We start from the raw sequence: 20,541 nt of genomic DNA, 5'->3' as shown, positions 1-20,541 counted from the left end.
CGAAACAACGATGCCCATGTTCCCCCAAGGGGAAATGGGCATCGAGCGTTGGGTGAGGCCGTGTCTACTTGGCGCTGACTGTCTCGACAAGCGCCGCTTGTTCAAGCTGGCGTTTGCGACCGATGACCAGAACCATTAGCCCGGCAGCGGTGCAGAGTGCTGCCAGCGGCATCAATGCCAGTGCATAGCTGCCGGTTGCATCGTGAATCGCGCCGTAGGCATTCACCATCAGGCCTCCACCGATCAGGTTGGCCATGGCGCCAACCGCTGCCAGTCCTGCTGCGGCAGTGGAAGAAGACAGCCAGCCAGACACCAGCGCCCAGAATGGCCCCTTCATCGAATACGCCCCGACCAGAACCATGGTCAGCATCACGATCGTGGCAGACAACGATGAGGTGAACAGGGTCATGAGCAGACCGGCAGCAATGAGCAGCAAGGTCATTGCCGTGTGCCAGCGACGTTCACCGGTACGATCGGAACTGCGGCCCCACAGAATCATCAATACCGAAGCGACGCCGTAGGGAATGGCATTGACCAGGCCAATCTCCATGGAGGTCAGGCCAAAGGTCTTGAGCAACTGAGGGGCCCAGACGCTCATGGTGCTGCCGGCAGCGGATGCTCCGGAATAGATGAGGGCGAGGACCCAGATATCCTTGTGGCGCAGCAGCTTCCACAACGAGATATGGCCGATTGCGGTTTTCTTCGAAGCTTCCTCGGTCAAGCGCTGGGTCAGCCAGTTGCGCTGTTCATCGCTAAGCCACTTGGCATGCTCGGGACGATCCGTGAGTACAAACAGGCAGGCAATGCCCAGGAGGACTGCCGGAATGCCTTCAATGATGAACAGCCAGTGCCAGCCGCGCATGCCCATCCAGCCATCGAGGCTCAGCAGCAGCCCGGACAAAGGCGAGCCAATGAAGTTGGCGGCGGGGATGGCAACCATGAAGATGGCGACCATGCGGGCACGATAGGCCGAGGGTAGCCAGTAGGTGAGATACAAGAGCACGCCCGGGAAGAAACCGGCCTCGGCGGCACCCAGCAGGAAGCGCATCACGTACAGGGAGTTAGCCCCCTGGACGAAGGCGGTTCCCGTCGAAATGATGCCCCAGGTGATCATGATCCTGGCGATCCAGATCCGCGCACCAAATTTTTGCATGGCCAGGTTACTGGGCACTTCTACAAGGAAGTAAGCAAAGAAAAACAGGCTGCTGGCAAAGCCAAAGACCTTCGCGGTCAGGCCCAGGTCTGCGTTCATCTGCAGCGAGGCCATGCCGATGTTGCCCCGATCAATGATCGCGATCAGATAGCACAGGATGAGGAACGGCAGTAAGCGCCAGGCGACTCGGTGCATCGTGCCGCGTTCAAGTTCGCTTATGGTGGAAGTGGGTGAAGTCATGAGGCTCTCCAATTGTTTTTTTTCTGGAGTGTCGCGTTTAGAGGGCGCTCCCTGGGGTAACGGAGCGCGCGGACGCATTCAATCAGCAGTCGAGCAGGTGTCGGTTAACCACGCTGCGCGGATCCAGCGCCCTGTTCGCCAGGACATCCAGGACTTGGCGTAATGCCATGACCCCTACGCGATCACGTGCCTCAGAGGTGTTGGCGCCGACATGGGGCGTCGCCACGAGCGTCGGCAGGCCCCAAAGCGGGCTTTCGGCGGGTGGCGGCTCGGGATTGAACGTATCGAGTCCCGCGCCGGCAATTTTCCGTTCGCTCAGTGCCTCTACCAGTGCCTGGGTATCGACAAGCTCTCCACGAGCCGTGTTGATCAGGATGCTTCCCGGGCGCATGCATTCCAATTGCGCTGCGCCGATGAGGTTGTGATTGGCCTCGGTCAGCGGGCAATGCAGGCTAATGATATCGCTTTCGCTCAGAAGACGATTGAAGTCAACTTCACGCTCTACATGTTCGCGCTCCGGTAACTGCTGGAGATAGGGGTCGTAGACCTTCACTTTCATCCGCAGTGGGGCGACCAGATCCATCAGGATGCTGCCGATCGAGCCCAGGCCCACCAGGCCAAGCGTCTTGCCGAACAATTCAATGCCGTTCGCCTCGGACTTGTCCCAATGCCCGTCGCGCATGCGCGCATCCAGCAGTGCGGTCTGTCTCGCAACACTGAACATCAAGGCAAAGGCGTGCTCCGCGACGGACTGGGCATTTGCACCCACTGCAATGCTCACCGGAACGCCACACGCGGCGGCGGCCTCGATGTCAATGGTGTTGTAGCCAACCCCGTGCTTGGCGATTGCCTTGAGTTTCTTCGAGGCCTTGATCATTGACCCGGTCAATTGACCCTGGCGAACGATGATGGCGTCGGGTTGTTCCGCACGAATGATGGCTTCCAGTTGCTCCGCGGGCAGATAGGGGGTCGTTGGAATGATTCTCACGCCTTCTGCGGCGGCGAGTTTCATGGCGTCTGCGGCAAGTTCAGGACCGGTTAGCACAATGGTAGGGGACATCTTGGATACCTTGTTTTTATCGTTGAGATAAACGCTGGCCGCTGCAGCGGTTGCGATGGCTAACCCTATCATAATGAAACGGCGTTGCAATAGATCGATTTTTTGCGCTCGTCGGATTGCAACCTGGCTTCAAAAATCCCCATTGCGTCGCGATAAATGAAATGCAATTCTAAAAATAGACATCGAGGGTGATCGATGTGATCGAATAAAACCAAACAGAGGTATGTCACATGAGCATTGGATTTCAGGTGCTGGGTCGCGAACGCAAAGTCAGCGCAGAGTGGGTTGCACGTTATCGAGAGCTGCCGGTGGCCAACGTCAGCGACTCCATGAACCGCATGACTGCAGGGGGCGCTCGCCTGCGTCCCATGCACCGTGAAGGTGTGCTCGTCGGCCCGGCAGTGACCGTCAAGGCTCGTCCGGGTGACAACCTGATGCTGCACTACGCTATCGACATCGCCGAGCCTGGTGACGTCATTGTCGTGGACGCGGGTGGTGATCTGACCAACGCCCTGATCGGCGAGATGATGGTCGCTTACGCCGTGAAGCGCGGTGTGGCCGGGATCGTCATCAATGGCGCCATTCGTGATGCCGCTAACATCGGCACCGGTGACTTCCCGCTGTTTGCCGCCGGTGTGTCGCACCGCGGCCCTTACAAGGACGGGCCTGGTGAGATCAACGTGCCGATCGCCATTGATGGTATGGTTATTGAGCCGGGCGATCTGGTCATTGGCGATGAAGATGGCTTTCTGTGCGTGCCCTTTGACCATGTCGCCGAAGTCCATGATCGTGCGACGGCCAAATATGCTGCCGAGCAAAAACAGATGGAACTCATAGCCCAAGGCAACAATGATCGTACCTGGGTGTTGGAGTCTTTGAAGAAGAAAGGCTGCCTGCTGTCGCTCTGATCCACCGGCTACCGCGCATCAAATGCTTACGGTGCGCGGTAGGCAATGGATCGGCCAGCAATGGTGTAGCCTTTTAAGGAACCTCATTCTTGTCCAATCCACGCACTACGCATTGGCCTGCACCCGTTCGGGCACTCGCCAATAGAAACTTCCAGATCTATTTCGTCGGCCAAGGCATCTCTACCCTGGGCAAATGGGTTCAACAGGTGGCTTTGGCGTGGCTGGCCTATCACTTGACCGGCTCAGCCATTCTCCTGGGCCTCATTACATTTCTCTCCCTGGCTCCACAGCTTCTCATCGGGCCGCTCGCGGGGGCCTGGATAGATCGTCATGACAAACGCCGGTTGCTGATCGGTGTGCAAGTGGTGCTGGTTTTGCAGTCACTCACGCTTGCGGTCATCACTCAATTCGGCTGGATCGATGGGACGTCCATTGCCGCTATGGCGCTCCTGCTAGGGCTGCTCAATGCCGTGGAGACACCGCTGCGCCAGGCGCTTATCGGCAGCTTTGTCGACGACCCGGCGGACTTGCCCAATGCCTTGGTGCTCAACGCAATGTTGATCAATGCCGCGCGGTTCATCGGACCACCCCTGGCAGGAACATTGATCGCGGTAACCAACGAGGCGGGCTGTTTCCTCCTGACGGCATTTGCCTATCTGGGCCTTATGGCGGGGTTGCTCAAGGTCAAGGCGACGGCATTGCCAAAAGCAACCGGTTCGACTTCCCAGGTGTTTCGCGAAGGGGTGGCTTATCTCTGGCACACAGTGAGCGTTCGGCAGTTGATGATCAGCGTGGTCATGGTGAACTTGCTGGCGTCCTGTTATGCAGCGCTTTTGCCGATTCTCGCCAAGACGGTGTATGCCGGTGATGCAAGGATCCTTGGCTGGCTATGGGGCGCCGCCGGGGCCGGGGCATTCGTGGCCACCTTGATCCTGGCCTTCAGTGGATCGCTCTCGCGTTTGCGATACTTCACCGATGGCGGTGCGCTTGTCTGCGGCTTTGCGTTGTTGGGCGTGTTCATCGCCGCGGACTTGCCGTTGGCATTGTTTGCATTGGTGCTGCTGGGGTTCGGCATCACGATGAGCAACGTAAGCACAAACATGCAGTTGCAGAGCGGCGCTCCGAGTTCGATGCGCGGTCGTGTCATTGCATTTTACATCGCCATGCGCTTTGGCTTTGAAGCGGTAGGCGGGATGCTGGCAGGGTTGGTCGCGGCAAGGTATGGAGCGCCTGCGACCCTGGGCATTGCAGGAGGTATTTTGCTCGTTTACCTGATCGCCAGCATCGGTGGTCGCGGGCTGAAACATCGAGATCCTGGCTGACCCAGTGACTCAGGCTTGAGCACAAAAGGGCCCTTCAAGGGCCCTTTTGGCATATGCGTTGTCTGAACTCAATGGCCAATCAAGCCTGGCGCGCTGCCATCGCCGAGTAGCTGTTCATCAGGTTGCGGTAGTTCGGGATGCGCTGGGACAGCAGGTTGCCCAGGCCTTCAATGTCGTTGCGCCAGTCACCCTGCAATTCGCAAGCGACCGAGAACCAGTTCATCATTTGCGCCCCGGCCTGGGTCATACGGTTCCAGGCTGCCTGTTGTACGGTGGTGTTGAAGGTGCCGGAAGAATCCGTGACGACGAACACTTCAAACCCTTCTGCGAGGGCAGACAACGTTGGGAAGGTCACGCAGACGTCAGTCACCACACCGGCGATGATCAATTGCTTGCGACCGGTCGCCTTGATGGCCTTGACGAAGTCTTCGTTGTCCCAGGCGTTGATCTGGCCAGGTCGGGCGATATAGGGCGCGTCCGGGAACATTTCCTTGAGTTCGGGTACCAGTGGGCCATTGGGGCCTTGTTCAAAGCTGGTGGTGAGGATGGTTGGCAGCTCGAAGAACGTTGCCACGTCAGCCAGGGCCAGTACGTTGTTCTTGAACTCGTTGGGCGAAAAGTCTTGAACCAGGGAAATCAGGCCAGTCTGGTGGTCAATCAACAAAACTACGGCGTCGTCTTTGTTCAGGCGGTTGTAGGTAGCGTTGCTCATGGTGAAATCCTTTCGAGGTAGGTGAGTGGCGTCGTTCAACATGAGCACAGATTAGAGATGGCGAGGAGGCAGAAAAAGCCGGTGAAAAGCGTTTAACTGTCAACCTGGAAGAGACAATCTGAACAGGGTTTACTTTGCTACATAACGTGTTTTTCGGCCTCCGGCATCTGGCTCGCGCCCAGCACCGCCGGCAACAGCCCGGCCCGCAAATCCCCGCCACTCGGCTGCTGATAAAGGTTCAAGCCAAACTCCGGCAACACCGCCAACAGGTAATCGAAAATATCTCCCTGGATCCGCTCGTAATCGGCCCACGCCGTGGTGCGGGTGAAGCAGTAGATTTCCAGCGGGATGCCCTGCGCGGTGGTCTGCATTTGCCGAACCATGCAGGTCATGTTCGGCTGAATCTCTGGGTGACTTTTCAGATACGCCAGCGCATAAGCGCGAAAGGTGCCGATATTGGTCATGCGCCGGCGATTGGCCGACATCGCCGCGACATTGCCCTGGGCTTCGTTCCAGGCCTTGAGTTCGGCCTGTTTACGGCTGATGTAGTCGGTCAGCAGGTGCACCTGGGACAGCCTCAGTTCCTCGTCATCGCGGATGAACCGCACGCCACTGGCGTCGATGAACAGGCTGCGCTTGATCCGCCGGCCGCCGGACTGTTGCATGCCGCGCCAGTTCTTGAATGATTCGGACATCAGGCGCCAGGTCGGGATTGAAACGATGGTCTTGTCGAAATTCTGCACCTTGACCGTGTGCAGCGTGATGTCCACGACATCGCCATCGGCACCGACCTGTGGCATCTCGATCCAGTCGCCGACTCGCAGCATGTCGTTGCTGGTCAGCTGCACGCTGGCGACGAACGACAGCAGGGTGTCCTTGTAGACCAACAGGATCACCGCCGACATGGCGCCCAGGCCCGACAACAGCAACAGCGGCGAACGGTCGATCAATGTGGCGACGATGATGATCGCGCCAAACACGTACAACACCATTTTCGCCAGTTGCACATAGCCCTTGATCGAGCGGGTGCGGGCGTGTTCGGTGCGGGCGTAGATGTCCAGCAGGGCATTGAGCAGGGCTGTGATCGACAGCAGCAGGAACAGAATGGTGAACGCCAGTGCCACGTTGCCGAGGAAAACCATCGCGGTTTTACTCAGCTCCGGTACCAGGTGCAGGCCGAACTGGATGACCAGCGACGGTGTGATCTGTGCCAGGCGTTGGAACACCTTGTTGTGACGCAAGTCGTTGATCCAGTGCAGCGCCGGCTGGCGGCCGAGGATTTTGCTGGCGTGCAGGATCAGGTAGCGCGCCACTCGTCCGAGGACCAGGGCGATGACCAGCAACACCACCAGTGCCAGGCTGGCATGCACGAGCGGGTGCTGGTCAAGGGCACCCCAGAGGTCTTGGGCATCGAGCCAGAGCTGTTTTATATCCATGGGCAAAAACGATTCTTTAATGGGACACGGGGGACGATTAGAGCACTTAAGACGTTTTGTATGACCGTTGGTGACAAATCGGGCAATAAAAAAACCACTGTTTACCGCCTTTTGCACAAAGAAACTCGGCCTACGCGCTCGAAACCGGTAACCTATGCAGCTGTTTTTTTGTATTTCTTCGAGGTAGCACCCGTGTTTTCCGAATTCGCCTTGCACGAACGCCTGCTCAAAGCCGTGGCCGAGCTTAAATTTGTCGAGCCAACGCCTGTGCAAGCAGCGGCTATTCCGCTGGCGCTCCAAGGGCGTGACCTGCGGGTGACAGCGCAAACCGGTAGCGGCAAGACCGCTGCATTTGTCTTGCCGATCCTCAACCGCTTGATCGGCCCGGCCAAGATCCGCGTCAGCATCAAGACCCTGATCCTGTTGCCAACCCGCGAGCTGGCCCAGCAAACCTTGAAAGAAGTAGAACGCTTCGCGCAGTTCACCTTCATCAAGTCCGGCCTGATCACTGGCGGTGAAGACTTCAAGGTCCAGGCCGCCATGCTGCGCAAGGTGCCGGACATCCTGATCGGTACACCGGGCCGGATGATCGAGCAATTGAACGCTGGCAACCTTGATCTCAAGGAAGTCGAGGTGCTGGTGCTCGACGAGGCCGACCGCATGCTCGACATGGGTTTCGCCGAAGACGTGCAGCGCTTGGTGGACGAGTGCACCAACCGCCAGCAGACCATGCTGTTCTCCGCCACCACCGGTGGTTCGGGCCTGCGCGAGATGGTCGCCAAGGTGTTGAACAACCCAGAGCACCTGCAGCTCAACGCAGTCAGCCAGCTGAACGAAACCACCCGTCAGCAAATCATCACCGCTGACCACAACCAGCACAAAGAACAGATCGTCAACTGGCTGCTGGCCAACGAGACCTACCAGAAGGCCATCGTCTTCACCAACACCCGGGCCATGGCCGATCGCATCTATGGCCGCCTGGTGGCCCAGGAATACAAGGCGTTCGTGCTGCACGGCGACAAGGACCAAAAGGATCGCAAGCTGGCGATCGACCGTCTGAAGCAAGGTGGGGTGAAAATCCTGGTGGCCACCGACGTCGCCGCTCGCGGCCTGGATGTGGACGGCCTGGACCTGGTGATCAACTTCGACATGCCGCGCAGTGGTGACGAATACGTGCACCGCATTGGCCGTACCGGTCGTGCCGGTAACGATGGCCTGGCCATTTCGCTGATCTGCCACGGCGACTGGAACCTGATGTCGAGCATCGAGCGCTACCTTAAGCAGAGCTTCGAGCGCCGCACCATCAAGGAAGTCAAAGGCGCTTACGGCGGACCGAAAAAGGTCAAGGCCTCCGGCAAGGCTGTCGGCGTGAAGAAGAAAAAGACCGACGCCAAGAGCGACAAGAAAAAAGTCGCCGCCAAGACCCCGACCAAGCGCAAGAGCGTCAACCGGCCCAAGAGCGACTCTCTGGTCAGCAAAGACGGCATGGCCCCGCTCAAGCGTCGCAAGCCAGAAGCGCCGGCTGCTGAATAAGCGCTTCGGCTAGCTCAATAAAACCCGGGCAATGTCCGGGTTTTTTTACATCAAAAGATCGCAGCCTGCGGCAGCTCCTACACCAAATCACCGGTAGGAGCTGCCGCAGGCTGCGATCTTTTGATTTTTTGATCTTTAGCTTTCCGCTTTCTTCTCTGCGGTACCCAATTCCTTTAGCCGCTGATCGATCAATTGGCATTTATCCGGTAAATCCTTGGAAGCAGTGCCCAGGTCCATCTTCTGCAACTCGTCGTTGATCTCCTTGGCCTTGGCCGGGTTCTGCTCGGTGAGCTTGGTGACTTCCTTGGCCAGCTGTTCGCGCTTGAGAGTGGCCTCCTCCGGGGTGCAGGCCCAGGCGGGCAGGGCGCAGGCGAGGGTGGTGGCGAGGGTGAGTTTCAGCAGGGTTTTCATCTGTCGGGCCTCGGTTCCGGTTAAGGCGGGTTAACCGGTTGAGGCTTGCAGCAGGGAAAAAGTTCACCTTCATCCCCCATGGCAGCAGCTTGAGGGCGCCTTATCCTCATACCGGTCATGATGTCGCACCCAATCCATGATTTCATCTTCGTTGCGTCCCTTGGGCGTCAGGTCGAGGTAGTTGTAGGTCCCTACCAGCAGGTCCAGCCCTCGGGCATAAGTGGAGTAGGTGTGGAAAATCTCGCCGACGTCGTTGCGATAAAACACACTGAGGCCGGGTAGCTCCTCTTCCGAACCGTCGGTTTTTTCGTAGTTGTAGGTGGCCCTTCCGGCGGCGACGTCTTCGGGGTGGGCCGTCACACCGAAGTCATAATTGAAATCACAGCCTTCGGACGACACCCAGTCGAATTTCCAGCCCATGCGCCGTTTGAACGCCTGGAACTGGGCGAACGGTGCGTGGGATACCGCCACCACAGAGACATCGTGGTGCGCCAGATGCTGGTTGGCCCCGTCGATGTGGTCGGACAGGAAGGAGCAACCTGGACAGCCCTCGTCCCATCCGTCGGCGAACATGAAATGGTAAATGACCAATTGGCTACGGCCACCGAACAGGTCGGCGAGTTTCAGTTCACCGTCAGGCCCTTGGAAGTGGTAGTCCTTGTCGATTTTCACCCAGGGCAAGGCGCGGCGCTCTGCGCTGAGCCTGTCCCGCTCCTGGGTGAAGGCTTTTTCATGGACCAGGTGTTGTTTGCGCGCGGTGAGCCATTCTTCCCGCGACACAACGGGGTGGTTCTGAATATTCATTTGGCTTTCTCCTGCGTGAGGCGGGGAGGCGACTTACACAGCCTAGTCGTTTGACGTACCGGTAAATCGACATACCGTCGGTCGGTAGCCGTATGGAAACTCGGGCTGAACGGCTGCCGTGCTCTTTTGTCACAAGCTATGAAGACCCTCTCACTCACGGCTACCGGAGGTTGAATCAGGATGATGACTTATAACTGGGATTTGATTGAGCGCTTGCTGCATGAAGTGCAGAACGGGCAGGTCAGCTTTGCGCCACGGGACTACGCTGAGGATTACGCCGCGCAGAAAGCCGCTGAAGGTGAGCAGCCTGAAAACCTGGACCACCTGAAGGCGGTGGCCGGCGAGTATGAAAAGTTGCTGCTAACGCGCGGTTATATCGAGCCGCGGCCCGAGGAGCAGGGCGGTACCGGTTCGAATTACATTTTAACGGTGCGTGGTTCGAGGCTGTTAAGCCTGATCGACAGCAGTATTCCGGGCGATGAGCATCCGCGTCAGGTGCTGGACGAGCAGGAGGACGCATTAAACGAATCGACGTTTGATGAAGTGGCTTCCAAGGCGCAGATTGCCTGACGTTCATGCACCTTGTAGGAGCGAGCAAACTCGCTCCTACGAGAAGGGATTTGTGTAGCGTTCAACTCTGCTTTGCAGCTTTCAGGCATTTCAGGTCACTGAAATCCTTCTTCACGCCCTCGATCTTCGTCAACAAGCGCTCACGTTGTTGTGGCGTACTTTGCGCCATCAAATCCACAAACAACGCCCGCGCCTGGGCTTCGGTGTTGGCGAAGGCCTGTCGATAGGCAGGTGTCCATAAGCTTTCGCGGTTGACCAGGAGCGTCTCGATTCGCTGTGGGAATTGTGGTGCCTGACGCTGCGCCACGGCGGCGCTGAACTGTTTCTGCCAGTGGACGCGGTTGGCAATCCACTGGGTATTTTGGTCGCCCAAGGCATTTGACCAGGCCATGACTCGCTGTTGTTGCGAGGGGTCGAGTGGTCCGAGCCATTCATTCAGGCGTTTCACCATGCGCTCGCCACGCTGTTTTATCTGCTGGTCCAGCGGGGGTTTCACGTATCGCTCCTGACGCTTGCGCTGGTCCTTGGCGAAGGCCTCGTTCATTTCCGCGACCTGATTGTCGTCCAGGCCTTGCAGCAATTCGATGGCTGACGGGGTGATTTCCCGGGCTGTTTCGGCAATCGCTCTTTCGGCCTCCACCGTACGCGCCTTCAGCGCGTCATCGGTTACCTGATTGGTCGCGATCATGGTCTGCAAGCGCTCCAGCCAGTCGAGATATCCCGGCATTTGTGTCGTGCAATGCCAGCTCAGGTGTTCCTTCAAGCGTTCGTTGAGCCAGCTTTTCTGCTCGCCGTTCATGTCCAGGTAATCGCTGAGCGTCCAGGGAATGATCACGTCGAGGTTGCGATAAGCCAGGCCCATGCGGTTGCACGCGCCGAGGGCGAGGGTGAGCATGAGCACAAAGGCAATGTGTTTGATCCAGCGTGACATGGGCGAATCCTTGCGAAAGCCTGGTTTCTGGCGCTGATTCTCATCTGAACGCGCAATCAACCCGGCAGTTCAGCCCATCAGTAGAACGTGCGTTCGGCCTTGAGGGTGAGGAGTGCGTCGCACTGGCTGTTTTGCCCGGTATAGGCTGAACAATAGCTGCCGCTGAGGCTGGAATCGCTATAGATCAAATCGAGGTCGATGCCCATGAACGGTCGGGACAGTTTTACCGACCAATCGGTGAAGCTGCCGACATACCCACCGTCCACGGCGACCGGCGTGTTCAATTGATGGGTGGTGTATTTCATGCTGACGCCGATGCCGAACGGCTGGTTGCCGCGCAGGTCGGCAAACAGCGTGCTGTTCTGCTTGTCTGGATCGTTGCTCAAGGCGGCGCCGAAACGGCTGCCCAGCAGGGTCAGGCCACCGAAGATTTCCTGGCTGTCGAGGGTCGCGACTTCGGGGTAGCTGTAATGGATGACGCCTACTTCGTAGCCGAGGACCTGGTCGAAGGGTTGCTTGAAGCCCGCGTAAGAGTCGATTTCGAGGTTTTTTCCCGGGCTGATGCCCATGCTCGGCGACCATTGGCCGACGTAGAAACCGCTGTCATGGGTCAGGTCCAGGCCGCCATGGAACGAGCCGATGGCCGATGGCTTGACGAGGCCTTGGGCCATGCTGCGGCTGGGACTGCTCCCGAGCTTGAGGTCGAAATCCCCCAGCTCGCGTTGAAAGATTTGCCCGTGCACCCCCTGGCACGCCAGCAGGCCGCCGAGCAGCAAGGACAAACAAGAGGGTGTGCGCATGCGTCACTCCATGAACCGCGGACAGGCTGGGGCCTGCTGAAACGCTTGATCTAGACGCGTGCAAGGATACCGACGAATAGCGGGCCGCGTAGGCCGTTCGTCGATTTTTACAAGAAAGGAGGGTCAGGCGAGAATGTTGCAGGGTTCCAGTCCAAGCGCTTCGAAGCTCAAAGCGCTTAGGGACCAGGTACAGCTCAGGGGATTACTTCTTGCCCAAGGTGATCTGCTTGGATGGGCCGAACGACTGGCCGCTGACACCTTTGGCAATTTGCTGGATTTCACCACCGGATTTGAGGAACGCAGCGATCTGGTTGTTGATCGATTCGCTGGTTTCGACGGCTGGAGCTGGCTTTGCTTTGCTGTTGGATGCTTTTACGCGCATGGCGGCCATTAACCTGTAGAAAATTAACTTGGCCAGGCATCGTACAGGATTAACTGTCTATTTGCTTGGCAAATATCCGCTGGGGCACATTGAGTGGGGGTGCCATAATAGGCAAGTTGGATTATGAAATATCACCCTAAGCCGCTGTTTTAACTATGAACCTGATGGAAATATAGCGTTTTCGCCTTGGGCGGGCGGCAACGAAAATCGTCGATCCGGTCTGACGAGCGGCGGCCAGAAAATGGCAAAGCCGGGAAAAATTAAGGCTTTGCAAGGAATTTCCGGTGCCATCGGGCTGACTGGCGATCCTGACCGCTAAAACCGGGTAGAATGCCGCCACGCAATGAGGGTATTGGACATGGCTTTAGTTGGGCGTTACAACAGTTTGCAAGTAGTTAAACACACTAACTTCGGTTTATATCTGGACGGTGGCGCGGATGGCGAAATCCTGTTGCCTAATCGTTATATTCCAAAAGATATTCCCAGCGAAGATGAAGACTGGCTAAACGTTTTTGTTTATCTGGACAGCGATGACAAACTCATCGCTACGACTGAAAAGCCGAAAGTTCAAGTCGGTGAATTCGCCAGTTTGAAAGTTGTTGAAGTCAACAGCATTGGCGTGTTCCTGGATTGGGGGCTGCCCAAAGACCTGTTGCTGCCGTATTCGGAAGAAAAGCGCCAGATGACGGCCGGGGAATACGCCGTGGTGCATGTCTATCTCGACAAGCATACCCGTCGCATTACGGCGACCGCGCGCCTGGATCGGTACCTGGACAAGACGCCCGCCAACTACACCCCAGGCCAGGAAGTTGACTTGCTGGTGGCCGAAGCCACCGACATGGGTTTCAAGGCCATCATTAACAACAAGCACTGGGGCTTGATTCACAAGAACGAAATCTTCAAGTTCATGCGCGCTGGCAAGGAAGAGAAGGGCTTCATCAAGGAAGTTCGCAGCGACGGCAAGATCAGCCTGAGCCTGCAACCGGTAGGCGTCGAAGCGGCCAGTAGCCTGAACGCCAAGATCCTCGCCAAGTTGCGCGAGAACAACGGCAGCCTGGCAGTCAGCGACAAGAGCGATCCGACCCTGATCAGCAGCATGTTCGGCGTCAGCAAGGGCAACTTCAAAAAGGCTATCGGCGCGTTGTACAAGAACGGCCAGATCGTGATTCATGCCGATCGTATTGAATTGAGCTGAGTCGCCCATGTGCTTTGATGTCGAGGTTTCAGGGTGAGCGCCACCCGGCGCAGCGCCGACGGATTTGCCCTGCAAGTGATGGTGGGGTTGTGCCTGGTCTGGGGCATTCAGCAGGTGATGATCAAGTGGGCGGCGCCCGATATTGCGCCGGTCATGCAGGCAGCGGGGCGTTCGGGTATGTCCGCGCTGCTGGTGGGGTTGTTGATCTGCTGGAAGGGCGGCTGGAATCAGGTAGGCGCCACCTGGCGTGGCGGGCTGTTGGCCGGGGCCTTGTTTGGCCTGGAGTTCCTGTTCATTTCCGAAGGCCTGCAATTGACCACGGCGGCGCACATGTCGGTGTTCCTCTACACCGCGCCGATTTTCACGGCGTTGGGCGTGCACTGGTTGCTGCCGAGTGAGCGTCTGCGGCCTCTGCAATGGCTGGGCATTTTCCTGGCCTTCGTCGGGATCGGCATTGCGTTTGCTGCAGGGTTGTCCTGGGATAACCTCGATCGCCGCATGTTGCTGGGCGATGCTTTGGGCGTACTGGCGGGGGCTTGCTGGGGGGCGACCACTGTGGTGGTGCGCGCGTCGCGTCTGTCGGAGGCGCCGGTGACCCTGACGTTGTTTTACCAGTTGATCGTCGGTTTTGTCGGCCTGCTGCTGCTGATTGCATTGCTCAGCGGCCAGATCACCCATGTCAGCCTGACCGGTGTCGCGCTGGCCAGTGTTTTGTTCCAGGGCATCGTGGTGTCGTTCTTCAGCTACCTGGTCTGGTTCTGGTTGCTGCGCCGTTATCTGGCGGCCAATCTCGCGGTTTTTTCGTTCATGACGCCCTTGTTTGGCGTCACGTTCGGGGTTGTCCTGCTGGGGGAGGCGCTGAGCCTCAACTTCGTCATCGGTGCCGTGCTGGTGTTGCTGGGGATTACCTTCGTCAGCGCTGAACACTGGGTGCGTCGCCGGTTGCGCAGGGTCCTTGGGCAGGCTTGAACGGCTGCCATGCAGGCCGCCAGCGGTCGGTGATACGCCCGGATGAACTCAGGTCGTCGGATTGTGACCCATTCAGTAACAGATCGTTGTCATGTTCGGCGAGCATTGCTCGACACTTCGGACTATTATCAGTGCGAAGCGGCTACAGAATTCCGGTCGCCCGGCACTACCCTGAAGGGGGCATCATGAAAGAGAAAATTCAAAACTGGCTGCACGACTTGGGTGTTGCACTCGGTTTGATCGAACCGCCTCTGCAACCTGTGCCTATTCGCACCGACGACGAACAGCGCCGACGCCAGCAGCGTCGCCGGTAATCGCGACGCCGTCTTTGCAGCAGCAGCCAAGGGTTGCTGCTGGCTACTCCATGCGCAGTGATGCGTGCAGGAAGATCGGCCAGGTCAATGCCGCCCGATCTCCATCAAGAACCGGCTCAAGTCGTTCGCCGTCCTGGCGGTCTTGAGCATCTGGTCTTCCTCGGCGGTAAAAGCCGTCAAGCCAAGTTCGTCTTCGAGATGGAAGATCAAGTCTTCGATATCCGCTCTATCCAATCCTAACTGCGCCAGGCTGGCGTTGTCGTCGAAGTCATCCTGGCCTTCCAGCAGGCGGCTGATGAAGTGATGTACAGCGGCGCGCACGGCAGCTCTCTTCATGGCAGGTCTTCCACGATTGTGGTGACTGTCCCTGCGGGTTGTTCCTGAAGTTGAGTACAGCAGGCTTCAGGCGTGTGAGCGCTGCCACTGGTCAATCATGTGCCGCAGATGGTCCCCGGAAAAACTGCCGAAATGCCCGCCATGTACCGTACGGATCGGCAGGGCGCGCAAGCGCTGCAAACTGCGGGCGTAATCGTCGAGGTTGGAGTGGTAGGCGTCTTCGATCAACGGCCCGTCGTAGATGATGTCGCCGCTGAACAGGGTCTCGGTCGCGGCTTCGTACAGGCTGATGCCTCCCGGCGAGTGCCCCGGTGTATGCAGCACTTGCAGCACCCGGTTGCCCAGGTCGAGCACGTCGCCTTCGTCGATCGTCCCGGTGGCCGGTGCGGCCTTGACCCGATATTCGGCGTAGCACAATGGGCAATCGGGGTGCGCTTCGAACATGTCATCGCCGACAAAGGCTTTGCTCAAGTCATTTTCGCCGTCCGGCGCGGCCAGGATATCCGCTTCGGCCGGGTGTACCAGGCGCTGCGCGAATTCGTGGTGCCCGGCGATGTGGTCGAAATGGCAGTGACTGGCCACTGCCACCAAGGGCCGCTCGGTAATCCACGGCAGTTGTTCGCGCAGGCTGACCAGCCCCGAGCCGCTGTCGAGCAACAGGTCTTTGTCGCGGCCTTGAATGTGCCAAAGGTTGCAGCGATAGAAAGGGCGGATGTAAGGCTCGTGAATCAGGCGGATGCCATCACTGAGCTGTTTGACTTCGAACCACTGATCGCGGCTGACGATCTTCATGGGCGGTTTCCTTCAGGCGAAAAAAAACGAGTGTGGCAACCGACGCCACACTCGTCGAAGAAAGCATCAAGTCGTTATATGTCAGCTTAGGCGGCGCTTGCCTGCATCGCCGGGCGAGGGGACAACAGGCTGACCACCACGAAGCTCACCAGGCTGACACCGAGGCTGTAGTAGATTGGCGTGTTGGCATCCATTCCGTCCTTGAACATGAAGACCAGGGCGGTGATAAACCCTAGTGCCATGGCGGTGATTGCCCCTGCCGTGGTGGCGCGCTTCCAGAAAATTGCCCCCATTAGTGGGATCAGCATGCCGCCTACCAGCAGGTTATAGGCCAGGGTCAGGGCGCTGATGACGTCATTCACGACCAGGGCGATACCCAGCACTACAATTCCGGTCAACAGGGTGAACAGGCGGTTGATGGTGACGTTCGACTGTTTGCCACCACGCAGTTTCGGCAGCAGGTCTTCGGTCAGGGTGGTGGATGCGGCAAGCAGGCCGGCGCTGGCGGTGGACATCATGGCTGCCAGGGCTGCGGCGATCACCAGGCCACGGATGCCGTCCGGCAGCGAGACTTTGACGATAGCGGCAAAGGCGTTGTTGACATTATCCAGGTCCGGGATCAAAACGTGTGCGGCCATACCGATCAGTGCGCACACCAGACCGTAGATGACGCAGTAGATACCGGCCGAAGTGCCGGCATACTTCGCTACTTTTTCGCTGCGAGCGGTGAACACCCGTTGCCAGATGTCCTGGCCGATCAGGATGCCGAAGAAGTAGATCATGAAATAAGTGATGATGGTGTCCCAGCCAATGCTGGTGAAGCTGAAGCTGGCGGCCGGCAGTTGCGCGACCAGTTGATCCCAGCCACCGACACGGTACAGGCAGATCGGCAGCAGCAGGAACATCAAGCCGACGGTCTGGATGCCGAACTGTACGATGTCGGTCAGGGTCAGCGACCACATGCCGCCAATGGTCGAGTAGATCACGACGATGCCACCACCCAGCAGCACGGATATCCAGAATGGCAGGTCGAACAACACCTGCAGCACCGTGCCGATGGCCAGGATCGAAGTCACGCCGATCATCAGGGCATAGGCCAGCATGATGGTCGCGCTGGCGGTACGGGCCATTGGGTTATAGCGTTTCTCCAGCACTTGGGTGACGGTGAACACTTTGAGTTTCAGCAAAGGTTTGGCAAGGAACAGGTTCAGCGCGATGATCCCGCAACCCAGTGCAGCGCAGAGCCAGAAGCCAGAGATGCCATGTACGTAGCCCAAACGCACGGTGCCAACTGTGGACGCGCCGCCGAGGACGGTGGCGGCCATGGTGCCCATGTACAGGCTCGGGCCGAGGTTACGACCGGCAACCAGGTAGTCTTCGTGGGTCTTGGCCTTGCGCATGCCGTAATAGCCGAGTATCAGCATCGCGGCGGCGTAGATGAGTACGACGAATAAATCCAAAGCCATTGTGGCGTGTCTCCGATTGTCTTTTTTATGTGAAACAAAAGCGTTTCTGTGGGGCTGCTTTCTGTGGGAGCGAGCCTGCTCGCGAAAGCGGTCTGTCAGTCACATCAGGGTTGAATGTGCCGCCGTCTTCGCGAGCAAGCCCGCTCCCACAGGTGGATCTGCGTCAGGCCGGCTGACGCAGATCAGGTTTTGTCGTAATGCTTGTGCTCTTGCTGCGTGAATCATTGGGTCCGAACACCGCGCTCGATTCCGGGAACAGGCTCAGCAGCGCCAGGTACACCAGCGAGGCCAGGCCCAGGGTGACCGGCAGGCTGATATCGATGCCGCCAGCCATTTCGCCCAGCGGTCCGACGAATTGCCCCGGCAGGTTCACGAAGCACAGGCCGACAGCCGCGCTCGGGATCCAGGCACCCAGGCCACGCCAGTTCCAGCCGTGGGTGAACCAGTAGCGGCCACCTTTCTCGCCACGGGTAAACACTTGCAGGTCATCCGGGCAGTAGAAGCCGCGACGCACCAGCAGGCCGATGATCATGATCACCATCCACGGGGTGGTGCAGGTGATGATCAGCACGGCGAAGGTCGAGACGCTCTGCACCAGGTTCGCCGCGAAGCGACCGATGAAGATGAAGGCAATCGACATCACACCGATCAGCAGCGTGGCCTTGACCCGCGACAGTACCCGGGGGAACACGCTGGACATGTCCAGGCCAGTGCCGTACAGCGAAGTCGTACCCGTGGACATGCCGCCGATCACCGCAATCAGGCAGACAGGCAGGAAGAACCAGCTCGGCGATACCGCCAGCAAGCCGCCGACATAGTTGTTGGCCGCGATATAGTCCGGTGCCTTGATCGCTACGATGGTGGCGGTGGTCAGGCCGAACAGGAACGGGATGAAGGTCGCGATCTGCGACATCACTACCGCTGCCATGATCCGGCGCTTGGAGGTATCACGCGGAATGTAGCGCGACCAGTCGCCCAGGAACGCCCCGAAGGAGATCGGGTTGCTCATGGCCACCAGCGCGGCGCCGATAAACGCCGCCCAGAAACCCGGTTGTCCCATGTTCACGGTGCCGGCGTAGTTCACATCGAAGGGACCGGCGAAAGCGAAGACGCCCAGCAGGAACAGCAGGCTGGCACTCCACACGGCGATCTTGTTGACCCACAGCAGGAAACGGAAACCATAGATGCAAACGGTCAGCACCAGGATCGCGAACAGACCGTAGGCCAGGCCCAGGGTCAGGTCGGTTTCCGGCAGGCCGATCAGGCGTTTGGCGCCACCGATCAGTGCATCACCCGAACTCCACACCGACAGCGAGAAGAACGCGATGGCGGTCAACAGCGACAGGAACGAACCGACGATCCGCCCGTGCACGCCGAAGTGCGCACCGGAAGACACGGCGTTGTTGGTCCCGTTGATCGGGCCGAACAGGCCCATCGGCGCGAGGATCAGCGAACCCAGCAACACGCCCAGCACAATCGCCAGCACGCCCGCCTGAAAGGACAGGCCAAACAGCACCGGGAAGCTGCCAAGTACGGCGGTGGCAAAGGTGTTGGAACCCCCGAAGATCATCCGGAACAAATCCGTCGGGCCTGCGGTGCGTTCGTTGTCCGGGATCTGTTCGACCCCGTGGGTTTCAATTTGCGTAAGGCTTTGGTCGTTGTTGTTGTTATTCATGATCTGCTCCGATCATAAAGGCGCGCTCATCGTGCGTGAGCGTCACCTGTGTTGGCTAAGGGGATGGCAGCCCTTCCGGCATCGCGGACAAATGTTCGTGGCAGGCCAGCCATAGGCCTTGTTGTTCTTGGCCAGACGCTTGTTTCCTGAAAACAATCGTCTCGCGCTCCTGGCTAAAGTGCTGCTCCCCTTGCATGCGCAGCTCGGTGGCCACGTCATGGATGAAAATCGCCACATCACCCTGCAGGCTGACGAAAGCGTTGCTCGAGGTGCACGAGAGCACCTCGAAGCCGTCCTCGGCGCGCCAGCTGTCCCACAATCCCTGGTAGGCATCGCGCGACAGCAGGGGCTGTTCGAGGGTGTAGAAGACGAAGCTGGCATCGGCGCTGAAAGCGCCGAAGTAGGCTTCGCGATCGTTGCGGGCGAAGGCGGACACCAGATCGGCAGCCGCTTTCAAGACCTGATCGCGTTCATTCATGACCGATCCTCAGCGATGGACCACGCCAGGCAGTACGCAGAGCATTTCGTACAGCAGGTTGGCGGCCAGCAGCGAGGTGTTACCGGTGGTGTCGTAAGCGGGCGAGACTTCTACCAGATCGCAACCGACCAGGTCCAGGCCTTGGCAGCCACGAACGATCTCGATTGCCTGAATGGTCGTCAGGCCACCGATTTCCGGGGTGCCGGTGCCAGGTGCCCAGGCCGGGTCGATACCGTCGATGTCGAAGCTCAGGTACACCGGACCGCCGCCGACTTTCTCGCGCACTTCGGCCATCAATGGTGCCAGGGATTTGTGCCAGCACTCTTCGGCCTGAACCACGCGGAAGCCCTGGTTGCGGCTCCAGTTGAAATCGTCAGCGGTGTAGCCCTGAGCGCGCAGGCCGATCTGGACCACACGGTCCGGGTCGATCAGGCCTTCTTCGACGGCGCGACGGAACGTGGTGCCGTGGGCGATTTTCTCGCCGAACATGTGATCGTTCACATCGGCGTGGGCGTCGATGTGCACCAGGCCGACCTTGCCGTGCTTTTTATGGATGGCACGCAGGATCGGCAGGGTGATGGTGTGGTCGCCTCCCAGCGTCAGGGGGATCACATCGTGTTCGAGGATGTTGTCGTAGGATTCTTCGATGATCCGTACGGCATCCAGCAGGTTGAAGGTGTTGATCGCCACGTCGCCGATATCGGCAACCGACAGCGAATCGAAAGGCGCAGCGCCAGTGGCCATGTTGTACGGGCGAATCATGACCGATTCAGCGCGAATTTCGCGAGGCCCGAAGCGGGTGCCAGGGCGCAGGGAAGTACCGATGTCCAGCGGCACGCCGACAAAAGCGGCGTCCAGACCTGCAGCGGTCGGTACGTGGGGGAGTCGCATCATGGTGGCGATGCCGCCGAAGCGCGGCATTTCGTTGCCGCCCAGTGGTTGGTGAAGAATCTTGTCCACAGGTAGGGCCTCATCGTCGTTGTTTTATTTATTGGGTTTCGCCGTTCACGGAGGGCACGGGCGAACCTTGTGGCAGCGATTCTGCGAAATGTAG

22 protein-coding genes are annotated in these 20,541 nt (G+C 58.6%); 7 read left to right on the top strand and 15 right to left on the bottom strand.

Annotated features, from left to right (window positions below; all coding sequences use genetic code 11):
• Positions 1-64: 64 nt before the first annotated feature.
• Positions 65-1,393 carry an MFS transporter gene (locus QLG10_RS15415; protein WP_110752611.1) on the bottom strand — a complete coding sequence of 443 codons (1,329 nt, stop codon included), beginning with the start codon at positions 1,391-1,393 and terminating at the stop codon, positions 65-67.
• 82 nt (positions 1,394-1,475) lie between these two features.
• Positions 1,476-2,453 (bottom strand): hydroxyacid dehydrogenase, encoded by a 978-nt coding sequence (locus QLG10_RS15410; RefSeq protein ID WP_110752613.1) that lies wholly within the window; start codon positions 2,451-2,453, stop codon positions 1,476-1,478.
• A 230-nt stretch (positions 2,454-2,683) separates the two neighbouring features.
• On the opposite strand from QLG10_RS15410, the gene QLG10_RS15405 reads away from it, so the two are divergent.
• On the top strand, positions 2,684-3,361 hold the full coding sequence (locus tag QLG10_RS15405; RefSeq protein ID WP_110752615.1) for an RraA family protein: 678 nt from the start codon (positions 2,684-2,686) through the stop codon (positions 3,359-3,361).
• Positions 3,362-3,450: 89 nt separating this feature from the next.
• Entirely contained in the window at positions 3,451-4,683 is a 1,233-nt protein-coding gene (locus QLG10_RS15400; protein ID WP_110752617.1) for an MFS transporter, read from the top strand.
• A gap of 79 nt (positions 4,684-4,762) precedes the next feature.
• On the opposite strand, the gene ycaC is transcribed toward QLG10_RS15400, so the two are convergent.
• Complete coding sequence (ycaC, locus tag QLG10_RS15395; RefSeq protein ID WP_008060104.1) at positions 4,763-5,395, bottom strand: isochorismate family cysteine hydrolase YcaC; 633 nt, start codon at positions 5,393-5,395, stop codon at positions 4,763-4,765.
• A 137-nt stretch (positions 5,396-5,532) separates the two neighbouring features.
• Positions 5,533-6,831 carry a mechanosensitive ion channel family protein gene (locus QLG10_RS15390; protein WP_110752619.1) on the bottom strand — a complete coding sequence of 433 codons (1,299 nt, stop codon included), beginning with the start codon at positions 6,829-6,831 and terminating at the stop codon, positions 5,533-5,535.
• Between the two features lie 192 nt (positions 6,832-7,023).
• Here QLG10_RS15390 and QLG10_RS15385 point away from each other — a divergent pair, with 192 nt between their 5' ends.
• Positions 7,024-8,364, top strand: a complete 1,341-nt coding sequence (locus QLG10_RS15385) for a DEAD/DEAH box helicase (protein WP_110752707.1) — start codon at positions 7,024-7,026, stop codon at positions 8,362-8,364.
• 135 nt (positions 8,365-8,499) lie between these two features.
• Here the strand turns inward: QLG10_RS15385 and QLG10_RS15380 are convergent, their stop codons facing one another.
• Both QLG10_RS15380 and QLG10_RS15375 read right to left on the bottom strand, forming a co-directional pair.
• A complete protein-coding gene (locus tag QLG10_RS15380; RefSeq protein WP_110752621.1) occupies positions 8,500-8,775 on the bottom strand; it encodes a hypothetical protein in 276 nt (91 codons plus the stop codon).
• Between the two features lie 69 nt (positions 8,776-8,844).
• Positions 8,845-9,579, bottom strand: coding sequence for a thioredoxin family protein (locus QLG10_RS15375; protein ID WP_110752623.1), 735 nt, complete (start codon positions 9,577-9,579; stop codon positions 8,845-8,847).
• Positions 9,580-9,759: 180 nt separating this feature from the next.
• Between QLG10_RS15375 and QLG10_RS15370 the strand changes: the two genes are divergently transcribed.
• Complete coding sequence (locus QLG10_RS15370) at positions 9,760-10,149, top strand: transcriptional regulator (RefSeq protein WP_282487647.1); 390 nt, start codon at positions 9,760-9,762, stop codon at positions 10,147-10,149.
• 61 nt (positions 10,150-10,210) lie between these two features.
• On the opposite strand, the gene QLG10_RS15365 is transcribed toward QLG10_RS15370, so the two are convergent.
• The 3 genes from QLG10_RS15365 to QLG10_RS15355 all read right to left on the bottom strand — a co-directional run bounded on the left by QLG10_RS15365 (position 10,211) and on the right by QLG10_RS15355 (position 12,271).
• Complete coding sequence (locus tag QLG10_RS15365; RefSeq protein ID WP_282487646.1) at positions 10,211-11,080, bottom strand: DUF6279 family lipoprotein; 870 nt, start codon at positions 11,078-11,080, stop codon at positions 10,211-10,213.
• Between the two features lie 77 nt (positions 11,081-11,157).
• The gene (locus QLG10_RS15360; RefSeq protein ID WP_188264193.1) at positions 11,158-11,880 is read right to left on the bottom strand and encodes a TorF family putative porin; all 723 of its coding nucleotides are present in this window, start codon (positions 11,878-11,880) and stop codon (positions 11,158-11,160) included.
• Positions 11,881-12,082: 202 nt separating this feature from the next.
• Entirely contained in the window at positions 12,083-12,271 is a 189-nt protein-coding gene (locus tag QLG10_RS15355) for a hypothetical protein (protein WP_020795406.1), read from the bottom strand.
• A gap of 349 nt (positions 12,272-12,620) precedes the next feature.
• Here QLG10_RS15355 and QLG10_RS15350 point away from each other — a divergent pair, with 349 nt between their 5' ends.
• From QLG10_RS15350 to QLG10_RS15340, 3 genes are all read left to right on the top strand, one after another.
• The gene (locus QLG10_RS15350) at positions 12,621-13,457 is read left to right on the top strand and encodes a S1-like domain-containing RNA-binding protein (protein WP_179056192.1); all 837 of its coding nucleotides are present in this window, start codon (positions 12,621-12,623) and stop codon (positions 13,455-13,457) included.
• A 33-nt stretch (positions 13,458-13,490) separates the two neighbouring features.
• Positions 13,491-14,426: a DMT family transporter gene (locus QLG10_RS15345; protein WP_282487645.1), complete on the top strand. Its 936-nt coding sequence runs from the start codon at positions 13,491-13,493 to the stop codon at positions 14,424-14,426.
• Between the two features lie 185 nt (positions 14,427-14,611).
• Complete coding sequence (locus tag QLG10_RS15340) at positions 14,612-14,740, top strand: PA1414 family protein (protein WP_007914492.1); 129 nt, start codon at positions 14,612-14,614, stop codon at positions 14,738-14,740.
• A gap of 84 nt (positions 14,741-14,824) precedes the next feature.
• On the opposite strand, the gene QLG10_RS15335 is transcribed toward QLG10_RS15340, so the two are convergent.
• The 6 genes from QLG10_RS15335 to speB all read right to left on the bottom strand — a co-directional run bounded on the left by QLG10_RS15335 (position 14,825) and on the right by speB (position 20,447).
• On the bottom strand, positions 14,825-15,076 hold the full coding sequence (locus QLG10_RS15335; protein WP_110752635.1) for an acyl carrier protein: 252 nt from the start codon (positions 15,074-15,076) through the stop codon (positions 14,825-14,827).
• A 66-nt stretch (positions 15,077-15,142) separates the two neighbouring features.
• The gene (locus QLG10_RS15330) at positions 15,143-15,868 is read right to left on the bottom strand and encodes an MBL fold metallo-hydrolase (protein ID WP_188264191.1); all 726 of its coding nucleotides are present in this window, start codon (positions 15,866-15,868) and stop codon (positions 15,143-15,145) included.
• An 86-nt stretch (positions 15,869-15,954) separates the two neighbouring features.
• Positions 15,955-17,334: a sodium:solute symporter gene (locus QLG10_RS15325; RefSeq protein WP_020795400.1), complete on the bottom strand. Its 1,380-nt coding sequence runs from the start codon at positions 17,332-17,334 to the stop codon at positions 15,955-15,957.
• A 163-nt stretch (positions 17,335-17,497) separates the two neighbouring features.
• On the bottom strand, positions 17,498-19,009 hold the full coding sequence (locus QLG10_RS15320) for a cytosine permease (protein WP_248677067.1): 1,512 nt from the start codon (positions 19,007-19,009) through the stop codon (positions 17,498-17,500).
• Between the two features lie 55 nt (positions 19,010-19,064).
• On the bottom strand, positions 19,065-19,487 hold the full coding sequence (locus QLG10_RS15315; protein ID WP_110752641.1) for a nuclear transport factor 2 family protein: 423 nt from the start codon (positions 19,485-19,487) through the stop codon (positions 19,065-19,067).
• 9 nt (positions 19,488-19,496) lie between these two features.
• Complete coding sequence (gene speB, locus QLG10_RS15310; protein ID WP_008060136.1) at positions 19,497-20,447, bottom strand: agmatinase; 951 nt, start codon at positions 20,445-20,447, stop codon at positions 19,497-19,499.
• Positions 20,448-20,541 lie beyond the last annotated feature (94 nt).

The sequence above is a fragment of the Pseudomonas sp. V98_8 genome (assembly GCF_029967975.1).
Taxonomy (GTDB): Bacteria; Pseudomonadota; Gammaproteobacteria; order Pseudomonadales; family Pseudomonadaceae; genus Aquipseudomonas; species Aquipseudomonas umsongensis.
This window is presented reverse-complemented; position numbering and strand designations above follow the sequence as displayed.